Raw genomic sequence first — 16,395 nt, 5'->3', positions numbered from 1 at the left:
AATTTATGTATGAATATCATTATGTAAAAATAGGCTTAGGAGGTTTTTTTACTTCAAAACCAAATTCAAACAACCATGAAATAATAGCATCCAAAGCAAAAGAAGGAGGGCGTTTTGTTCAAATATTTGCACCTGCATCAACTGGTTATGGCGATGCTTCTTATTTTGAGTTGATATTTGAAAAAAAGATGGAATAATAAATGAACAAGGAAATAAAATCAAAGATTATACAAGTTTGTAATGCTAAAATTGCAGCTAAAGGAGAAAATGTAGGATTATCGTTCTATGCCTTTTTCAAAAACAAAAATGACAATCCGGAACTATTAATGAAAGTGGCGCATTGGTGGATTTTAGAACATAGATTAGATCATTTTGAAAAAGCGGTGAAGATTAAAACAATGGTAATATCCTTAAAATAGTAAAGAGATGAAAAACACCTTTGTTATTCTATTTTTAATCGGTTTATTGTGTGCTTGCAGCAATGAAAAGTTAAGTCACAAAGAGGCTATCGCTATCTATTACAAAGCTTTTGACTCTGGTGACTATAACAAAATTACAGCTGTAGTACATGATAGTATTACCATGGTTTCTGGAGATTTTGTTACGACTTTTAACAAGGATAGTTTTTATGAATTCTATAAATGGGACTCCATTTTTAAACCAACTTATGAACTTCTTGAAATAGAAGAAAAGAACAAGGAAATAATTGCAATTATTTCTCAAAACAATATCCGTAATGAGTTTTTAAAAAATAATCCGTTAAAGTTGAATGTCAAAGTAACTTTAACCTCGGATAAAATCGCAAAACTTGAGGAGTTGGACTACATTGATGTAAACTGGAATATTTGGGCACAACGCCGAGATTCTTTGGTAGGTTGGATAAAAATAAATCACCCAGAGTTAGATGGATTTGTAAATGATATTTCAAAAAAAGGAGCTATGAATTACCTGCAAGCGATTAAAATGTATGAGAATCGGGAATAGTTAGGAGCAAGTATTTATAACCTACATAATTCCAATTTACAGGATTAAAGTAAGCAGCACAATGTAAATAAAAAATTAAATGCTCCTCGCACCGTAATTCGTTTTTAGAATATAGTACTCAAATTAACCAATGAACAAAGTACACCATACCGCCATAATTTGCTCTAATTATGAGATTTCCAAGCAATTTTATATTAATGTTTTAGGCTTAGAAATTATTCGTGAAGTATATAGAAAAGAGCGGCAATCTTACAAATTAGATTTGGCTTTGAATGGCAACTATATTATTGAATTATTTTCTTTTCCAAATCCGCCTTATAGACCTTCTAGACCAGAGGCATGCGGATTACGACATATAGCTTTTGAAGTAGAGGATTTGGAGTCCATCATCACCCATTGTAAAAACAACAATGTTATTGCAGAACCTATAAGACTAGATGAGTTTACTAATAAGCGATTTACTTTTATTGCCGACCCAGACAACCTACCGATTGAATTCTACGAAAAATAAGTAAAGACGTTTGTAAACGTTTAATTTGTATATTGTTGCAAATACTCCAATATGAAAATTTTGATTTATTTCTTACTTTCTGCAACTTGTTTGCTAAACGCACAAAATACAATCTCTTATAAGGAAGGTATGAAGAGTCCAGATGCAACTCTAAATAACATTGAGTGGCTAACTGGCCATTGGAAAGGCGAGGCCTTTGGTGGAATAGCAGAAGAAATATGGAGTCCACCATTAGGAGGGGTAATGATGTTTTCTTTTAGATTAGTTGCAGATGATGCCATTAGTTTTTATGAATTTGGGCATATTCGAGAAACAGAGGACACCTTAATTCTACAGCTAAAACATTTTAATGGTGATTTAAGTGGTTGGGAAGAAAAAGATGAAACCATAGATTTTAAATTAGTAAAATTAGAAGAAAACCGACTATACTTTAATGATTTTACCATTGAACGCATTTCAGATAAGGAAATTAACATGTATGTAGAAATTGGTGAAGAAGATGGTAGCTCTAATGAAGTAAAATTTAACTACCATAGACAATAGATGAAAAAAAAATGTTTAGAATGTGGTAATGAAGTACATGGTAGAATTGATAAAAAATTCTGCAATGACTACTGTCGTAATGCTTATAATAATAAAGTAAACCCAGAAAGTAAAAATCTAATTAGAAACATTAATAATAGACTACGAAAAAATTATAGAGTTTTAGACAGTTATAAACTTACCGATGGCAAGACAAAAACTACGCGAACACGTTTAATAGATAAAGGTTTTGATTTCGATTATATAACCAATTTGTATACTACCAAAAAAGGAACAACTTATTTCTTTCTATATGATTTAGGGTATTTACCTTTGGATAATGACTTTTATATGATTGTAAAGAGAGAGTAGTTGGCTGTTGAACTCTATATAAAAAAAAGTCTCCTTAAAATGAGACTTTTTTATAAATCAACTTTGTACTTCTTACTCTGTACTTTGTACATTACAAGATCTATTTCCAATTATGGCCGCTAAGTTTAAGTGCGGCAATAACTATATCTTTTCTACTTATTTGACCTACTAAAAGGCCATCTTTCATTACCGGTAATCTTCTTCTGTTGTGTTGGGCAAATATACCTGCCGCATCAAAAATTGATATATCGTGAGGGATTGTCTCTACAGACTTTGTCATGAAATTTTCAACACTTTTGTCTAAAATAGGCTGATTAAAATAGCGGCTTTCAGAAATTTGCTTCATACAATCCGCTTCAGAAATGATCCCTACTAAAAACCCACTACTATCTAAAACAGGACCACCAGAAATATGATGTTTAGCAAATTGCTCCATTACCGCCAAAATTGAATCATCTGGCGAAAAAGTGATTAACTTAGTAGTCATATAATCAGCGACCAAAATTGGGGCTTCAAATTCTTTTTTTAATACCTTTCGAACGCCTTGAAAGCTCTTGATTCCCATAACAGTTTTATTTAGAGGTTAATTACTAAAGATAGCAAAAAATACCACATTTACTAATAAAAATCGACATAAGCAACATATTTTTTAATAATTTATGGCTTTATAATAGAATATCATAATAATGAAAAAGACACCAACCATTTTAACTTTACTCTTAATTATTCTTGCTATTTATTGGAGTTTTCGTGTGCTATTACCCCAATATAGTCCTGATGATTCAATTTCGGAAACAGAATTTTCTACCGATAGAGCTCTTAAACATGTAAAAGAACTTTCTAAAGAACCACATGGCGTTGGCTTTGCTGGTCATAGCCAAGTTCGTGCATATATATCTTCCGAACTTGAACAATTAGGCCTAGAAACTACATTACAAGAAGGGTATACCGCAGGTGATTGGGGTAATTTAAGTAAGGCAGAGAATATTCTTGCCCGTATTAAAGGCAGTGAAAATGGCAAAGCATTATTATTATTAAGTCATTATGATAGTAGCCCACACTCCTCTATGGGTGCAAGTGATGCTGCGAGCGGTGTAGCCACTATACTAGAAGGAATTAGGGCATTCTTGAAAACAAATAAAAACCCAAAAAATGACATTATTATTTTTATTTCCGATGCTGAAGAATTAGGACTTAACGGGGCAGATTTATTCGTAGACCAGCACGAGTGGTTAAGAGATGTAGGGCTCGTTTTAAATTTTGAAGCACGTGGTAGTGGTGGCCCAAGCTACATGCTCATGGAAACCAATAGGGGAAATAGTCGTTTAATCAGCGAGTTCATAAAGGCAAATCCAGAATTTCCTGTTGCAAACTCTCTTGCTTACAGCATCTATAAAATGCTGCCCAATGATACTGATTTAACTGTTTTTAGAGAAGATGGGGATGTAGAAGGATTCAACTTTGCTTTTATAGATGACCATTTTGACTACCATACAGCTAATGACAATTATGAGCGTTTAGATAGGAATACCCTAGCACACCAAGGAAGTTACCTAATGCCATTATTACATCATTTTAGTACTATTGATTTAAATAATTTAAAAAGCTTAAATGACAATGTATATTTTAATGTTCCTTTTTTCAAAATGGTCTCCTACCCTTTTGAATGGATTATGCCAATGTTACTTTTAGCAATTATATTCTTTATTATTCTATTAGTAAGCGGATTTAGAAAGAAGGTATTAAATGGCAAAGATGTTTTAAAAGGTTTTATCCCTGTTATATTCTCTTTAATTATAAATGGGATAGTCGGTTATTATAGTTGGTCCATACTTAAATGGTTATATCCAAGTTATAACGACATTTTACATGGGTTTACATACAACGGCCATGCTTATATTATGGCATTTGCACTTTTCTCAATAGGTATTTGCTTTTATGCTTACCACAGATTCAAAGTTGTAAAAACAGCCAATTTATTAATTGCCCCACTATTTTTATGGCTACTATTATGTGGATTATTAGCTATATATTTAAAAGGAGCTGCTTTCTTTATAGTTCCTGTTTTTAGTTTTTTAGTAGGCTTATATGTACATATAAATCAGAAAAACCCAAATCCGTTTTTATTGACATTTTTAGGTATTCCTGCATTATTTATTTTATCACCATTCGTTAAAATGTTTCCTGTTGGTCTTGGTTTAAAAATGATGATAGCTACCACTTTGTTAACTACCTTAATTTTCTTTTTACTACTGCCCTTGTTCACGAAATACAGACAAAAAGCGGCGTTATCATTTCTTAGCTTTATACTTTTTGCAGGTTTTATAGTTTCAGCACACACGAATTCTAATTTCACGAATGAAAGTCCAAAACCAACAAGTTTATTATATGTATTAAATGCGGATGACAATACAGCAGTGTGGGCAACTTACGAACATGAGCCATCTAACTGGACTACTCAATTTATACCCGACAAAAAAGATGTGGACAATACATTAACCAATACTACTATTAGTAGTAAATATGCCTCTAATTTTACGTATACCAATGTTGCTCCCATTAAGAAAGTAGCCACTCCGAATATGGAAACACAATTAGATACAGTTATAGGTACAAACAGACATTTGCGCATTTGTATAACCCCAAACAGACCTATTAACAGATTAGAAGTTTTTACCAACGAGGTTGATATTTTAAAAGCTAATGTTAATGGCATTGAGCTCTCTGAGCACTTTTTAAAAAATAGAGGCAATGGTAAATTGATTACTCATTATATAAGCGATATGGACTATACAGAGTTGAATATAGAAGTGCCCGCAGATGGCAAATTAGAATTAACTGTTTATGAAGCCTCAAACGATTTATTAAATAATGACTTGTTTACAGTGCCGCAAAGAAAAGAAAACCAAATACCAATGCCGTTTGTTCTAAACGACGCCATATTAACAATACAAAAAATTAAATTTGAATAAAAAAATTGGAATTATTGGTTGCGGATGGCTAGGGCTACCATTAGCAGAAAATCTTATTAGTGAAGGATATTTTGTTAAAGGAACTACTACCTCTAAAGAAAAGCTTACGCTATTGGAAGAGAAAGGAATTACCCCATTCCAGATTTCGTTGTCTGAAGAAGGTATTCATGGTAATATTGAAGCGTTTCTCGAAGGTGTAACAATATTGATTGTAAATATTCCGCCAAAATTACGAGGTAATGGGCCTAAAGAGAGTTACATATCAAAAATCAAATTATTACATACGGCAATTAATAAATCACAAGTAATCAATATAATTTTTGTCAGCAGCACTGCGGTATATGGAGAGGCAGAAGGAATTGTTACCGAAAAAACTATACCTATACCTACTACAGAATCGGGTAAACAATTACTGCAATGCGAAGATCTTTTTAAAAACGATGCTAAACTAGAAACGACCATTATTCGTTTTGGTGGTTTAATTGGGCCGAATAGGCATCCTATTACCATGTTAGCTGGAAAAGAAAATATGAAAGGAGGACATGCGCCAGTAAATCTTATTCATTTAGATGATTGCATTGGTATAATACTAGCTATTATAAACCATGAGTATTGGAATGAAGTATTAAATGCCGTATATCCAGAACACCCAACTAAAAAAGAATACTACACAAAACTAGCATTAGATAAAGGTTTAACACCACCTACTTATCAATCAGATGATACAAAAACATACAAATTAATTAATTCTTGTAAGTTTTTTCTTATTAAAGATTACACATTTTTCACATCAATATATTGAAGGTTTACCACATTAAAAGCAAATTTCACAACAAATAGCCCTAAATATAGTTAACATTTTATTGATTATCAGCTACTTAACGAAGTATGACATATCTTTGTTTAACAATATAAATCCAAAATGTTATGAAGAAAGTAAAAATAAAGGAGCGGGTTTTAGTTGAATTAGAGAAACTCATCTCCCTAAGTTGTACGAACTTTAATAGTTCTAAAAAGTATGAACAATTACATATTGCATTATTGAAAAAGTATTATAATGCTACTAATGTTACTATAGATTATCATCGTCACAGAATAAAGATGGAGGTAATACAAGATGATAGCTTATACGACCCTAAAACCGTGAATACCTATTTACCTACATTTTATACTAATCTACTATTCAATAATTTGTATAAATTTTTAACCTCTTGTATTGAAAAGGACAACAAAAGCATAGGTTTTTACTCCAAACTTTTAAGTTCCTTTAGAAGGTCTAAACATGTATTGGAACTAACTTAAAATAGCAAAAGAGTACCATATTTAAAAGGCGCCATTAAAGCGCCTTTTTTCTTTTTTAACAATTAAGGCTTTCCTTAACAAGATCATACAGAATATTTTAATAGTTTAGCGCACCTTAAATAGAACTATAAAGATGAAAAAGACAGTTTTAATAGTATTAATTGCCGTATTATTTTCTAGCAGTTATACCTATTCTCAAACAAAAACAGAATTACAAAAGCATTATCAAGCGTTTTATGACCAAATGCGTTTACAAGGAGATGTTGATGGTGTAATTAATGCGTTAACCCATTTAAATGTTTTATCCCCTTCGAAGGAAAGAAATGACACCCTAGCGTATATCTATGCCAATGACAATCAGCATTTACAAGCCTTAAATACTATTGGTATAGAAAAGTTAGCTACTGACTCTGACTTAGCCGTACAAGTAAAAGCTATTTCTTTGAAGGCCTTAAACCAACCTAAAAGAGCCTTAGAGCAATTTGAAGTATTAAATACAAGAGAACCTAATGCATATTTAGCTTACGAATTAGCAGATTTAAAAGTACAATTAGGGGACAATACGGGCGCAATGACAAATGTAGAATATGGCATTGCCAATGCAACTGATGATATGAAATATGCCTTTTATGAACGCCAACAACCCTATGAAGTTCCTTTAAAAGCGGCTTTTTTACATGTTAAAGGTCTAATACAGTACAATATTGACAAAAATAATATTGACCAAGCCATTGCGACCATTGATCAAGCTTTGCAAATAGATCCTAATTTTAATTTAGCAAGTTTAAGCAAGCAAGCTTTGACCTCTAGAAAAGATACACCCGAAGAGAAAAAATAACGTTTAAGTACCAAACGATAAAAAAATGCGGATCTAAACGGTCCGCATTTTTTTATTTCAATTTCAATTGTTTTAGCAAAAGACTATCTTGTTTACCTTTGATTTTCACAAGTTCATCTACATTTTCATTTGGCACAGCTATTGAAAGTACATAATGTGCTATTTTCCATTTTCCGTCGATTTTCTTTAAAACACCAGACCCTCTACATATTTTCATTTGGGTATCTAAAAGCTCATCGAACCAAGCCAAATTTGCACTCTCGTTAACATAGATATTTCTTTCCACGGCAGTAAAATTCCATGCCTTACCTTTATCGAAATGAGGCTTAGCATAGTCTATAAATTCCTGGCGTTGCCAATTTTCAGTTGCATCTGTACCAATAAACACGGCATCGTTGGTCATTAGGTCAAAATAGGTGTCAAAATCAGCTGACCCAGCTGCAGCATGCCATTTATCTATAGATTTAGCAATTAAAATTTTATCGCTACTCTGTCCAAAAAGTAGTGTTCCGATAAGCAAAAACAATATATTAATTGTCTTCATTTGCACGTAATTCATCTGGTAATGTATTTTTTACTATGACGTTAAACTGGTTTCTAAGTTCATTAAAGGCAGTTATCATTTCTACCAAAGACCTCTTTGGGTTTTGACGATATTCCAAATCCCCTTTGGTCTTTAACACATATGTTTTAAAGATTTTCTGTCTACTTTTAATTTGGGCAACATCAAAACGTTCTGGATAAATACCCTCTTCCATCTTCTTTTGATTTTCTACCAATTCTTCAACTATTAAGACAAAATCTTCTCTGTTCTCGGTTGAATAAATTTTATCAAAGCTTCTTTCCAATACCATATAATCTTTCCAATCATTAAGTATGGCTTGAGCTTTAACATCCACATTAAGCTTTACGGGAAGGCTGTCGGTAACAGTTTCCCATTTCGATTCTTGAACCTTTAAAGTTTCTAGATTAGCATCTTTACACGAGCCAATTAGAAGTATTACTATTAAAAAAAAGATAATTTTAGGCATAAGCGAATGTACAAATTTTAAGAAAAGGTATCTTTATACATTATTCATTTAACGCTATTTTAAATGCCAAAATATATATTGATAATTGGAGCTTGCGGTCAAATTGGTACAGAACTAACTTTAGCACTTCGAGAAAAATACGGAAGCAACCATGTTATTGCTAGTGATATTAGAGAAGGAAACGATGAATTAATGCTTTCTGGACCATTTGAAATATTAGACGCTACCAATTATGATGCTCTTGAAGAAGTTATTGCCTACTATGATATTAGCGAAATATATTTAATGGCTGCCATGCTAAGTGCTACGGCAGAGAAATTTCCTATGCGCGCATGGAACCTTAACATGAACACCTTATTCAATGTTTTAAATTTAGCGAAAGAGAAAAAAATAAACAAGGTTTTCTGGCCGTCTAGCATCGCCGTTTTTGGTCCAAATACTCCTAAGGAAGATACACCACAAAACACTATAATGGAACCTAGTACGGTTTATGGTATTAGTAAACAATCTGGCGAACGTTGGTGCGAATATTATTTTAATAAATTTAATGTTGATGTAAGAAGTATTCGTTATCCAGGACTCATAAGCTGGAAAACCATGCCAGGCGGAGGAACAACAGATTATGCGGTTGAAATTTATCACAAAGCTTTAGCTGAAGGCTCCTACACTTGTTTTCTAGGGGAAGATACAAAATTGCCCATGATGTTCATGGATGATGCCATACGTGCCACTTTGCAAATTATGGAAGCTCCAGAAACAAATATAAAAGAACGTTCTGCTTATAATTTAGCGGCAATGAGTTTTACTCCTAAAGAATTAGCAGAAAGTATAACTGCGGTTATGCCTGAGTTTAAAATTAACTACGAACCGGATAGCCGGCAACAAATTGCCAATTCTTGGCCAAATAGTATCGATGACAGCATTGCGCAAAGGGATTGGAACTGGAAGGCAGAATTTGACCTTTCCAAAACTACGGCAACTATGTTGGAAAATTTGAAGAACAAGGTTTAGCTTTTTCTTCAAATTTTATTTATTTATTGAAATTTCAAGCGTTTTTCAATTGCCATTATCATAGCATTTGCGATATCTTTTCCTGTAGCATTTTCAATACCTTCTAGTCCCGGAGAAGAGTTCACCTCAAGTAACAATGGGCCTTTATTAGAGCGTATAATATCTACCCCGGCAACAGCTAAGTTTAATACTTTTGCCGCTTTTAGTGCCAATTTCTTTTCTTCAGGGGTAATTTTAATAATAGATGCAATACCCCCTTGGTGAATATTAGCTCTAAATTCTCCTTTTTGCGCTTGCCTTTGCATACTAGCTACAACTTTGCCATTTACTACAAAGCAACGAATATCTTGCCCGTTTGCCTCTTTAATAAACTCTTGCACCAAAATATTAGTGTTAACGCTCTTAAAAGCATTAATAACACTTTCTGCCGCCTTGTTCGTTTCTGCCAACACAACACCTTTACCTTGTGTGCTCTCTAATAATTTTATAATTAATGGTGCACCGTTAACCATTTTAATAAGGTCTTTGGTATCCATCGGAGATTTAGCAAAACCGGTAATAGGGATATGGATATCGTTATTAGAAAATAGTTGAGAGGCAAAAAGTTTATCTCTAGATTGCGAAATGGCTTCGGCTGAATTTTGGCAATATGCCCCTAAATTTTTAAATTGACGAATTAATGCACAACCATAAAAAGTAACGGCAGGTTTTATTCTAGGTATTACAGCATCGAAATCTTTGAGAATACTACCGCCACGATATCTTATTTCCGGTGAATGTGCATCAAGCTTCATATAAACTTGCTCCACATTTAAAAACACTATTTCGTGACCTCTGGCTTCAGCAGCTTCCATTAGTCTTTTGTTACTATATAGCAATGGATTACTAGCAAGCAAAGCAATTTTTAATCCTGTTTTTTCTTTAAAATACGGAGCGTACTTTTTATTGATTTCAATTTCATCAATTGAATTCAATTGACATGTAACCGCTGGGTTTACAATAAAACGATCATTGAGCGCTTCTCTTCCTAGCAGCATACGAAACTCCATCGTATCTCTGTTTGCAAGTGTAAGTTCAATATCAAAAGTAGCATCACCCATAGTAACAGGTGTTTTAATAACAAACCGTTCTTCTGAGATACCCGACGAACTTTTAACCATTCTACGAGTAACCAATCTTGCCTGACATTCTATGGCAATACTTCTATTTTCTTGCAATGGGCTTACTTCAAATTTCACCCACTCTTGCCCTCCTTTATTTATAACTTTTAAATTGGTTGCCTGTATGGATGATGTTTTAGCACCAGAATCCACCCTTGCTTTAATAGCCGGTATTCCTAGTTCTTTAAAAACGCACCACTCTTCGCTACCTATTATCTGTAAATTGTCCAAATTGTTATTTTTGACTCCTAAATACTATGGAGTTGTCCTTATTTCTTTTTTAACTCAAATAAATCTGTTCTTCTATCCTTTAAATTGCGTACCGCGCCAAATTGATTAAGCTCTCGCAATAAGTCTATATCTACATCTGCGATTAAAATCATTTCTGTATTTGGGGTAGCTTCCGCCTTGATACCGTTTGTAGGAAAAGAGAAGTCACATGGTGTAAACACCATAGATTGAGCAAACTGTATATCCATGTTCTGAACATTTGGCAAGTTGCCCACACTACCGGCGATAGCAACGTAGCATTCATTTTCAATTGCACGTGCTTGAGCGCAATGGCGCACACGTGAATATCCGTTTTGGGTATCGGTCAGGAATGGAACAAACAAAATATCCATGCCTTCATCTGCTAATAACCTACTTAGTTCAGGAAATTCAGAATCATAGCAAATTAAAACCCCTATTCTGCCACAATCCGTATCGAAAGTTTTTAACTGGGTACCACCTTGCATTCCCCAAATCTTTGCCTCATCTGGAGTTACATGCAGTTTTTCATAACGTTCCACACTACCATCGCGTCTACATAGATAACCTACATTATAAAGACGGCCATCTATCATTTCAGGCATACTTCCAGAAATAATGTTAATGTTATAAGAAATGGAAAATTCAGAGAATTTCTGAACTATGGCTTGCGTATGTTTGGCCAGTTCCCTAATGGCATTGGCTGTGGACATATGATTGTTACCTGCCATTAAGGGTGCATTAAAAAATTCTGGAAACAGCGCAAAATCTGACCTGTAACCAGAAACAGAATCTATAAAAAATTCCGCTTGCTGTAAAAGCTCTTCCAAATCTTTGTAAGGGCGCATTTGCCATTGAATCAACCCTAAGCGAACAATTGATTTTTTGGTAGCAGCCTTTATTGATGGCTTTTGATAATAGATATTATCCCATTCCATTAAAATAGCAAAGTCCTGCGATGCCTTATCACCATCCAAATAACCCTTCATTACCTTAGCAGGATGAAAATCATTACTAATTTGAAAGTTTAATACTGGATCATGAATTTCTTTACGACGAACCCTAGCAATATATTCTTTTGGAGACAGCTCAGCAGCGTGAGAATGATAGTTTGGCATACGACCACCAAATACAATACTTTTTAAGTTTAGTTTCTCGCAAAGTTCCTTTCTATAATCGTACAAACGTCTTCCTAAACGTAAACCTCTAAAACTTGGCTTTATAAAAACCTCTATGCCGTAAAGTACATCGCCTGCATTATTATGGGTATCAAAAGAATACTTACCTGTTATTTGCTCGTAGGTATGATTATCATCGAATGTATCATAATCCACAATTATAGACAAGGCCACACCCGCTATTTGTCCATTGATTTTAATAACTACTTGACCCTCTGGAAATTTATCGATTAAAGATTTTATATGCTCTTCTTTCCAATAAGACCCAGGCATATTGGCATAAGCAGAAATCATTGCCGTTTTTAATTCTTGATAATCATCAAGATCTAAAAACTTTAATTCAATATTCTCAATTTCATCAATTTTCATATAGGTGCTGTGGATACAACGGTGTTAAGTTTAAAAGATATATATAGAACATAATCCTTTTCCGGAATACGTAGCGCAAACCGAAAAAGGAGTATTTTTAATTTTATTTAATTGTATATGTAGCGCTTACTAAGCCATAATGCTAGTCTTCATCATCGCCATCAACCATATCTTCAGGATCAGGCTCTACTACTGCAGTTGGATCATCATCATCGAAATCTTCATAATCATCTTCATCATAATTCTCCATGGTATACTCAAGCTTAGCACTTATCTTAACTAAATACTTGGTGTCTTCAGTTAATACCTCAACCGCTTCAATACGTTCACCTTGTCCGTTTCTGAAAGAGATAATATTACGATCATCATAACCATCAGGATATCTTTCTACCAAAAGTTTTAGTACTTCTGGGGTCAATTTTTTAAAGTCAACAATGACTCTATTTAAATGTGCGTTCTTGTCCATAATTACATATCTAATAGGTAAGCAAAAATTAAAGGTGCCACTATCGTCGCATCACTTTCTATAATATATTTCGGAGTATTTATATCTAATTTACCCCAAGTTATTTTTTCATTTGGTACTGCACCAGAATATGATCCGTAACTGGTTGTACTATCACTTATTTGACAGAAATAACTCCAAAACGGCGTGTCAGTACGTTCCATATCTTGATACAACATTGGCACTACGCAAATTGGAAAATCTCCTGCAATACCTCCGCCTATTTGGAAAAATCCAATTCCGTTTTCAGAATTAGCGGTATACCAATCTGCTAAAAAGGTCATATATTCAATACCAGACTTCATGGTGCTCGCCTTAAGCTCACCTTTCATTACGTATGATGCAAATATGTTGCCCATTGTACTATCTTCCCAACCAGGGCAAATGATAGGCAGGTTTTTTTCTGCGGCAGCGTACATCCAAGAATCTTTAAGGTCTATTTCGTAATATTCCTCTAAAACTCCAGAAAGTAACATTTTGTACATAAACTCATGAGGTAAAAAACGCTCGCCTTTAGTGTCTGCATCTTTCCATATTTTAAAAATATGCTCCTGTAATCTTCTAAATGCCTCTTCTTCTGGTATGCATGTATCCGTTACTCTATTTAAGCCTTTTTCTAGTAGGTCCCACTCATCTTGCGGCGTTAAATCTCTATAGTTAGGCACACGTTTGTAATGAGAATGGGCAACCAAGTTCATAATATCTTCTTCTAGGTTTGCACCTGTACAAGATATGATTTGAACTTTATCTTGACGAATAACCTCAGCAAATATTTTACCGATTTCAGCGGTAGACATTGCACCTGCTAATGACACCAACATTTTGGCTCCATTATTTAGTTGGTCTTCGTAACCTTTTGCAGCGTCAACTAATGCAGCTGCGTTAAAATGTAAATAATACTTTTCAATAAAATTAGTGATAGCACCTTTATTCTTCGTCATCTTCAAATTTTGAATTCGTATTTGATTTATAATCTACATCAAAAGTATTATCGTACTCTTGATCTATATCTTGCCCTGCAAATTTATAGCTAAGCATTTTATAATAAAGTTTTGCTGCTAAGAAATTTGATGATTTATCGTTTTTATTGGGGCAAAGCTCTACAATATCAAAACCTACAACATTCTTATCTTCAAATACTTGCTTTAGAAAATCTAACGTTTCGTACCAAAGCAAACCACCTGGTTCTGGAGTTCCTGTAGACGGCATTATAGAGGGGTCAAGAGCATCTAAGTCAAATGTTATAAAAACATTGTCGGTCATTGCTTCGATCACTTTATCTGTCCAATATTCATCATTAACCATGTCATGGGCAAAAAATGTTTTCTCATCATCCATTAAGGTTTTTTCAATGACATCCATAGAACGAATACCAACCTGTACCAAATTTGTAGTTTGGTTAGCTTCATATACAGCACAAGCATGGTTATACTTTGTACCTTCATAAGATTCCCTAAGGTCTGCATGAGCATCTATCTGCAATACTGTAAGGTCATCAAAACATTCGTTAAATGCACGAATAGATCCAATAGATACTGAATGTTCTCCACCAAAAAGAGTTACAAATTTATTACGTTTTATAAAGTCTTTCGTAATATTATGAACTTCATTTACCATTGCCTCTGGCGAACTGTTTTCAGTTATAGGGTCTGTTAAGTGAATACCTTGTTTGTAAACTTCAGAATCGGTTTCTATATCATACAATTCCATGTTTTCAGAAGCTTCTAAAAAAGCTTCAGGTCCTTTATCTGCTCCTTTGCCCCAAGTACTGGTTCCGTCATAGGGAACAGGAATCAAGATAATTTTAGATTTCTCTAGTTGGGCGAATTCATCGGAAATACCGGCATAATTCTTAGATGTACTCATGATATATTAGCTATTATTAAGTGGTTTTTATAGAAACTGTTCAATTATATACGTTATTCAATGCTTATCGTTTTATTAGACCAAAATATACTATTCATTACTTATTTCAACATCATAACCTAAAATATCTAATAGGTCTTCTGCTTTTTGCTGGGCTCTAAAGAGTTTATGTGTGAAATTACCATTTTCATCCTTATCAATCAAAATATGTTTTGGCTGTGGTATTAAGCAATGTTGCAATCCGCCATAACCCCCTATGGATTCTTGGTAAGCTCCTGTATTAAAAAAGCCTATATACAAAGGTTTGTCTTTTCTGTATTTTGGCAAATAAATAGCGTTCATGTTCTGCTCACTGTTGTAATAATCATCACTATCGCAGGTAAGCCCCCCTAAAAGTACACGTTCATACTCATCATGCCAACGATTAATTGGTAACATAATAAAACGTTTATTAATTGCCCAAGTATCTGGTAATGTTGTTATAAAGGAGGAATCGATCATATTCCATTTTTCACGATCATTCTGTTGTTTTTGATACAGAATCTCATAAATGGCACCACCACTTTCACCTACGGTAAAACTACCGAATTCTGTAAAAATATTAGGTACGGGAACATCAGCTTCAGAACAGGTAATACTAATTTGGTTCAAGATTTCGTCTATCATGTATTGATAGTCATAATCAAACTGCAAAGAATTTTTTATAGGGAAACCTCCGCCAATATTTAAACTATCTAACGAGGGACAAATCTTTTTTAAACGAACATATACTTTAAGACATTTTACCAATTCGTTCCAATAATAGGCATTATCCCTAATACCTGTATTGATAAAAAAGTGCAGCATTTTAAGCTCTACTTTATCATTATCTTTTATTTGGCTTTCGTAAAACGGTACAATATTTTTATATCCAATACCCAACCTAGAAGTATAGAATTCGAACTTAGGCTCTTCCTCAGACGCTATACGAATACCTACTTTGAACGTATCATTTATTACATCGGTTAATAAATCTATTTCTTCATAATTATCAATAATTGGGATACAATTTTGATGACCGCCATTTATTAATCTTGCAATGTTATCTATATATTTTTCTCTTTTAAAGCCATTACAGATAACATAATTTTCATTGGTTAATTTACCGTCAGCTTTAAGTTTCTCAACAATATCGATATCAAACGCAGATGATGTCTCCATATGAATATCGTTCTTCAAAGCCTCGTGCATTACATGCTTAAAATGAGAACTCTTTGTACAATAGCAATAATGGTATTTTCCTTTATAATTATTTTTTTCTAAAGCATTTGTGAACCAGTTTTTGGCTCTTAAAATATTCTCAGAAATTTTTGGTAGGTAGGTAAATTTTAATGGACTACCGTATTCCTGAACTAAGTCGTGCAATGGTATACCATGAAATTGTAAATGTTCACCTTCTAAATTAAACTCTTCTTGTGGGAAATAATAAGTTTGATCAATAAGATCAATGTATTTGGTATTCATGAAATTGAATTATATTGAATTT

At 33.5% G+C, this 16,395-nt stretch carries 20 protein-coding genes; 11 read left to right on the top strand and 9 right to left on the bottom strand.

Features of this window, described 5'->3' with window-relative positions; translation table 11 throughout:
- Positions 1 to 5: 5 nt before the first annotated feature.
- From BTR34_RS09920 to BTR34_RS09895, 6 genes are all read left to right on the top strand, one after another.
- Positions 6 to 197 (top strand): DUF4177 domain-containing protein, encoded by a 192-nt coding sequence (locus tag BTR34_RS09920; RefSeq protein WP_068480907.1) that lies wholly within the window; start codon positions 6 to 8, stop codon positions 195 to 197.
- Between the two features lie 3 nt (positions 198 to 200).
- On the top strand, positions 201 to 419 hold the full coding sequence (locus tag BTR34_RS09915) for a DUF6500 family protein (RefSeq protein ID WP_068480903.1): 219 nt from the start codon (positions 201 to 203) through the stop codon (positions 417 to 419).
- A gap of 7 nt (positions 420 to 426) precedes the next feature.
- Positions 427 to 984 (top strand): hypothetical protein, encoded by a 558-nt coding sequence (locus BTR34_RS09910; RefSeq protein ID WP_068480900.1) that lies wholly within the window; start codon positions 427 to 429, stop codon positions 982 to 984.
- A gap of 130 nt (positions 985 to 1,114) precedes the next feature.
- On the top strand, positions 1,115 to 1,495 hold the full coding sequence (gloA2, locus tag BTR34_RS09905) for an SMU1112c/YaeR family gloxylase I-like metalloprotein (protein WP_068480898.1): 381 nt from the start codon (positions 1,115 to 1,117) through the stop codon (positions 1,493 to 1,495).
- Positions 1,496 to 1,546: 51 nt separating this feature from the next.
- A complete protein-coding gene (locus BTR34_RS09900; RefSeq protein ID WP_068480895.1) occupies positions 1,547 to 2,038 on the top strand; it encodes a DUF6265 family protein in 492 nt (163 codons plus the stop codon).
- A complete protein-coding gene (locus tag BTR34_RS09895; protein ID WP_068480892.1) occupies positions 2,039 to 2,389 on the top strand; it encodes a hypothetical protein in 351 nt (116 codons plus the stop codon). It begins immediately after the preceding gene.
- Positions 2,390 to 2,489: 100 nt separating this feature from the next.
- On the opposite strand, the gene BTR34_RS09890 is transcribed toward BTR34_RS09895, so the two are convergent.
- Positions 2,490 to 2,954, bottom strand: a complete 465-nt coding sequence (locus BTR34_RS09890; protein ID WP_068480890.1) for a CBS domain-containing protein — start codon at positions 2,952 to 2,954, stop codon at positions 2,490 to 2,492.
- 121 nt (positions 2,955 to 3,075) lie between these two features.
- On the opposite strand from BTR34_RS09890, the gene BTR34_RS09885 reads away from it, so the two are divergent.
- From BTR34_RS09885 to BTR34_RS09870, 4 genes are all read left to right on the top strand, one after another.
- The gene (locus BTR34_RS09885; protein WP_068480887.1) at positions 3,076 to 5,361 is read left to right on the top strand and encodes a M28 family peptidase; all 2,286 of its coding nucleotides are present in this window, start codon (positions 3,076 to 3,078) and stop codon (positions 5,359 to 5,361) included.
- Positions 5,354 to 6,163 carry an SDR family oxidoreductase gene (locus tag BTR34_RS09880; RefSeq protein WP_068480884.1) on the top strand — a complete coding sequence of 270 codons (810 nt, stop codon included), beginning with the start codon at positions 5,354 to 5,356 and terminating at the stop codon, positions 6,161 to 6,163. Before BTR34_RS09885 ends, BTR34_RS09880 begins: the two co-directional genes overlap by 8 nt.
- Before the next feature lie 125 nt (positions 6,164 to 6,288).
- Positions 6,289 to 6,663 carry a hypothetical protein gene (locus BTR34_RS09875; RefSeq protein ID WP_068480881.1) on the top strand — a complete coding sequence of 125 codons (375 nt, stop codon included), beginning with the start codon at positions 6,289 to 6,291 and terminating at the stop codon, positions 6,661 to 6,663.
- Between the two features lie 133 nt (positions 6,664 to 6,796).
- Positions 6,797 to 7,501, top strand: coding sequence for a hypothetical protein (locus BTR34_RS09870; protein WP_068480878.1), 705 nt, complete (start codon positions 6,797 to 6,799; stop codon positions 7,499 to 7,501).
- A 52-nt stretch (positions 7,502 to 7,553) separates the two neighbouring features.
- On the opposite strand, the gene BTR34_RS09865 is transcribed toward BTR34_RS09870, so the two are convergent.
- Together BTR34_RS09865 and BTR34_RS09860 are read right to left on the bottom strand one after the other, a co-directional pair.
- On the bottom strand, positions 7,554 to 8,045 hold the full coding sequence (locus BTR34_RS09865; RefSeq protein WP_068480875.1) for a nuclear transport factor 2 family protein: 492 nt from the start codon (positions 8,043 to 8,045) through the stop codon (positions 7,554 to 7,556).
- Positions 8,032 to 8,532 (bottom strand): hypothetical protein, encoded by a 501-nt coding sequence (locus tag BTR34_RS09860; RefSeq protein WP_068480872.1) that lies wholly within the window; start codon positions 8,530 to 8,532, stop codon positions 8,032 to 8,034. Before BTR34_RS09860 ends, BTR34_RS09865 begins: the two co-directional genes overlap by 14 nt.
- A 63-nt stretch (positions 8,533 to 8,595) precedes the next feature.
- Here BTR34_RS09860 and BTR34_RS09855 point away from each other — a divergent pair, with 63 nt between their 5' ends.
- On the top strand, positions 8,596 to 9,543 hold the full coding sequence (locus BTR34_RS09855) for an NAD-dependent epimerase/dehydratase family protein (RefSeq protein WP_068480869.1): 948 nt from the start codon (positions 8,596 to 8,598) through the stop codon (positions 9,541 to 9,543).
- Between the two features lie 23 nt (positions 9,544 to 9,566).
- On the opposite strand, the gene rimK is transcribed toward BTR34_RS09855, so the two are convergent.
- The 6 genes from rimK to BTR34_RS09825 all read right to left on the bottom strand — a co-directional run bounded on the left by rimK (position 9,567) and on the right by BTR34_RS09825 (position 16,373).
- Positions 9,567 to 10,934, bottom strand: coding sequence for a 30S ribosomal protein S6--L-glutamate ligase (gene rimK, locus BTR34_RS09850; RefSeq protein WP_068480866.1), 1,368 nt, complete (start codon positions 10,932 to 10,934; stop codon positions 9,567 to 9,569).
- 38 nt (positions 10,935 to 10,972) lie between these two features.
- Entirely contained in the window at positions 10,973 to 12,499 is a 1,527-nt protein-coding gene (locus tag BTR34_RS09845) for a bifunctional GNAT family N-acetyltransferase/carbon-nitrogen hydrolase family protein (RefSeq protein ID WP_068480863.1), read from the bottom strand.
- Positions 12,500 to 12,641: 142 nt separating this feature from the next.
- On the bottom strand, positions 12,642 to 12,965 hold the full coding sequence (locus tag BTR34_RS09840; RefSeq protein ID WP_068480861.1) for a hypothetical protein: 324 nt from the start codon (positions 12,963 to 12,965) through the stop codon (positions 12,642 to 12,644).
- A gap of 2 nt (positions 12,966 to 12,967) precedes the next feature.
- Positions 12,968 to 13,945, bottom strand: a complete 978-nt coding sequence (locus tag BTR34_RS09835; protein ID WP_068480858.1) for a deoxyhypusine synthase family protein — start codon at positions 13,943 to 13,945, stop codon at positions 12,968 to 12,970.
- Positions 13,932 to 14,870 (bottom strand): agmatinase, encoded by a 939-nt coding sequence (gene speB / locus BTR34_RS09830; protein ID WP_068480856.1) that lies wholly within the window; start codon positions 14,868 to 14,870, stop codon positions 13,932 to 13,934. The genes BTR34_RS09835 and speB overlap by 14 nt, the downstream gene beginning before the upstream one ends.
- Positions 14,871 to 14,960: 90 nt before the next feature.
- Positions 14,961 to 16,373 carry a type III PLP-dependent enzyme domain-containing protein gene (locus tag BTR34_RS09825; RefSeq protein ID WP_068480853.1) on the bottom strand — a complete coding sequence of 471 codons (1,413 nt, stop codon included), beginning with the start codon at positions 16,371 to 16,373 and terminating at the stop codon, positions 14,961 to 14,963.
- Between the last annotated feature and the right edge of the window lie 22 nt (positions 16,374 to 16,395).

Origin of the sequence: Maribacter hydrothermalis (assembly GCF_001913155.1) — a bacterium.
GTDB lineage: Bacteria > Bacteroidota > Bacteroidia > Flavobacteriales > Flavobacteriaceae > Maribacter > Maribacter hydrothermalis.
Note: the sequence above shows the minus strand (reverse complement) of the source record. Positions and strands in the feature narration are given on the sequence as shown.

Coding starts and splice junctions, on each gene's coding strand:
- BTR34_RS09920 (WP_068480907.1), top strand. CDS start 6: ATGTATGAATATCATTATGTAAAAATAGGCTTAGGAGGTTTTTTTACT.
- BTR34_RS09915 (WP_068480903.1), top strand. CDS start 201: ATGAACAAGGAAATAAAATCAAAGATTATACAAGTTTGTAATGCTAAA.
- BTR34_RS09910 (WP_068480900.1), top strand. CDS start 427: ATGAAAAACACCTTTGTTATTCTATTTTTAATCGGTTTATTGTGTGCT.
- gloA2 (WP_068480898.1), top strand. CDS start 1,115: ATGAACAAAGTACACCATACCGCCATAATTTGCTCTAATTATGAGATT.
- BTR34_RS09900 (WP_068480895.1), top strand. CDS start 1,547: ATGAAAATTTTGATTTATTTCTTACTTTCTGCAACTTGTTTGCTAAAC.
- BTR34_RS09895 (WP_068480892.1), top strand. CDS start 2,039: ATGAAAAAAAAATGTTTAGAATGTGGTAATGAAGTACATGGTAGAATT.
- BTR34_RS09890 (WP_068480890.1), bottom strand. CDS start 2,954: ATGGGAATCAAGAGCTTTCAAGGCGTTCGAAAGGTATTAAAAAAAGAA.
- BTR34_RS09885 (WP_068480887.1), top strand. CDS start 3,076: ATGAAAAAGACACCAACCATTTTAACTTTACTCTTAATTATTCTTGCT.
- BTR34_RS09875 (WP_068480881.1), top strand. CDS start 6,289: ATGAAGAAAGTAAAAATAAAGGAGCGGGTTTTAGTTGAATTAGAGAAA.
- BTR34_RS09870 (WP_068480878.1), top strand. CDS start 6,797: ATGAAAAAGACAGTTTTAATAGTATTAATTGCCGTATTATTTTCTAGC.
- BTR34_RS09865 (WP_068480875.1), bottom strand. CDS start 8,045: ATGAAGACAATTAATATATTGTTTTTGCTTATCGGAACACTACTTTTT.
- BTR34_RS09860 (WP_068480872.1), bottom strand. CDS start 8,532: ATGCCTAAAATTATCTTTTTTTTAATAGTAATACTTCTAATTGGCTCG.
- BTR34_RS09855 (WP_068480869.1), top strand. CDS start 8,596: ATGCCAAAATATATATTGATAATTGGAGCTTGCGGTCAAATTGGTACA.
- BTR34_RS09845 (WP_068480863.1), bottom strand. CDS start 12,499: ATGAAAATTGATGAAATTGAGAATATTGAATTAAAGTTTTTAGATCTT.
- BTR34_RS09840 (WP_068480861.1), bottom strand. CDS start 12,965: ATGGACAAGAACGCACATTTAAATAGAGTCATTGTTGACTTTAAAAAA.
- BTR34_RS09835 (WP_068480858.1), bottom strand. CDS start 13,945: ATGACGAAGAATAAAGGTGCTATCACTAATTTTATTGAAAAGTATTAT.
- speB (WP_068480856.1), bottom strand. CDS start 14,870: ATGAGTACATCTAAGAATTATGCCGGTATTTCCGATGAATTCGCCCAA.
- BTR34_RS09825 (WP_068480853.1), bottom strand. CDS start 16,373: ATGAATACCAAATACATTGATCTTATTGATCAAACTTATTATTTCCCA.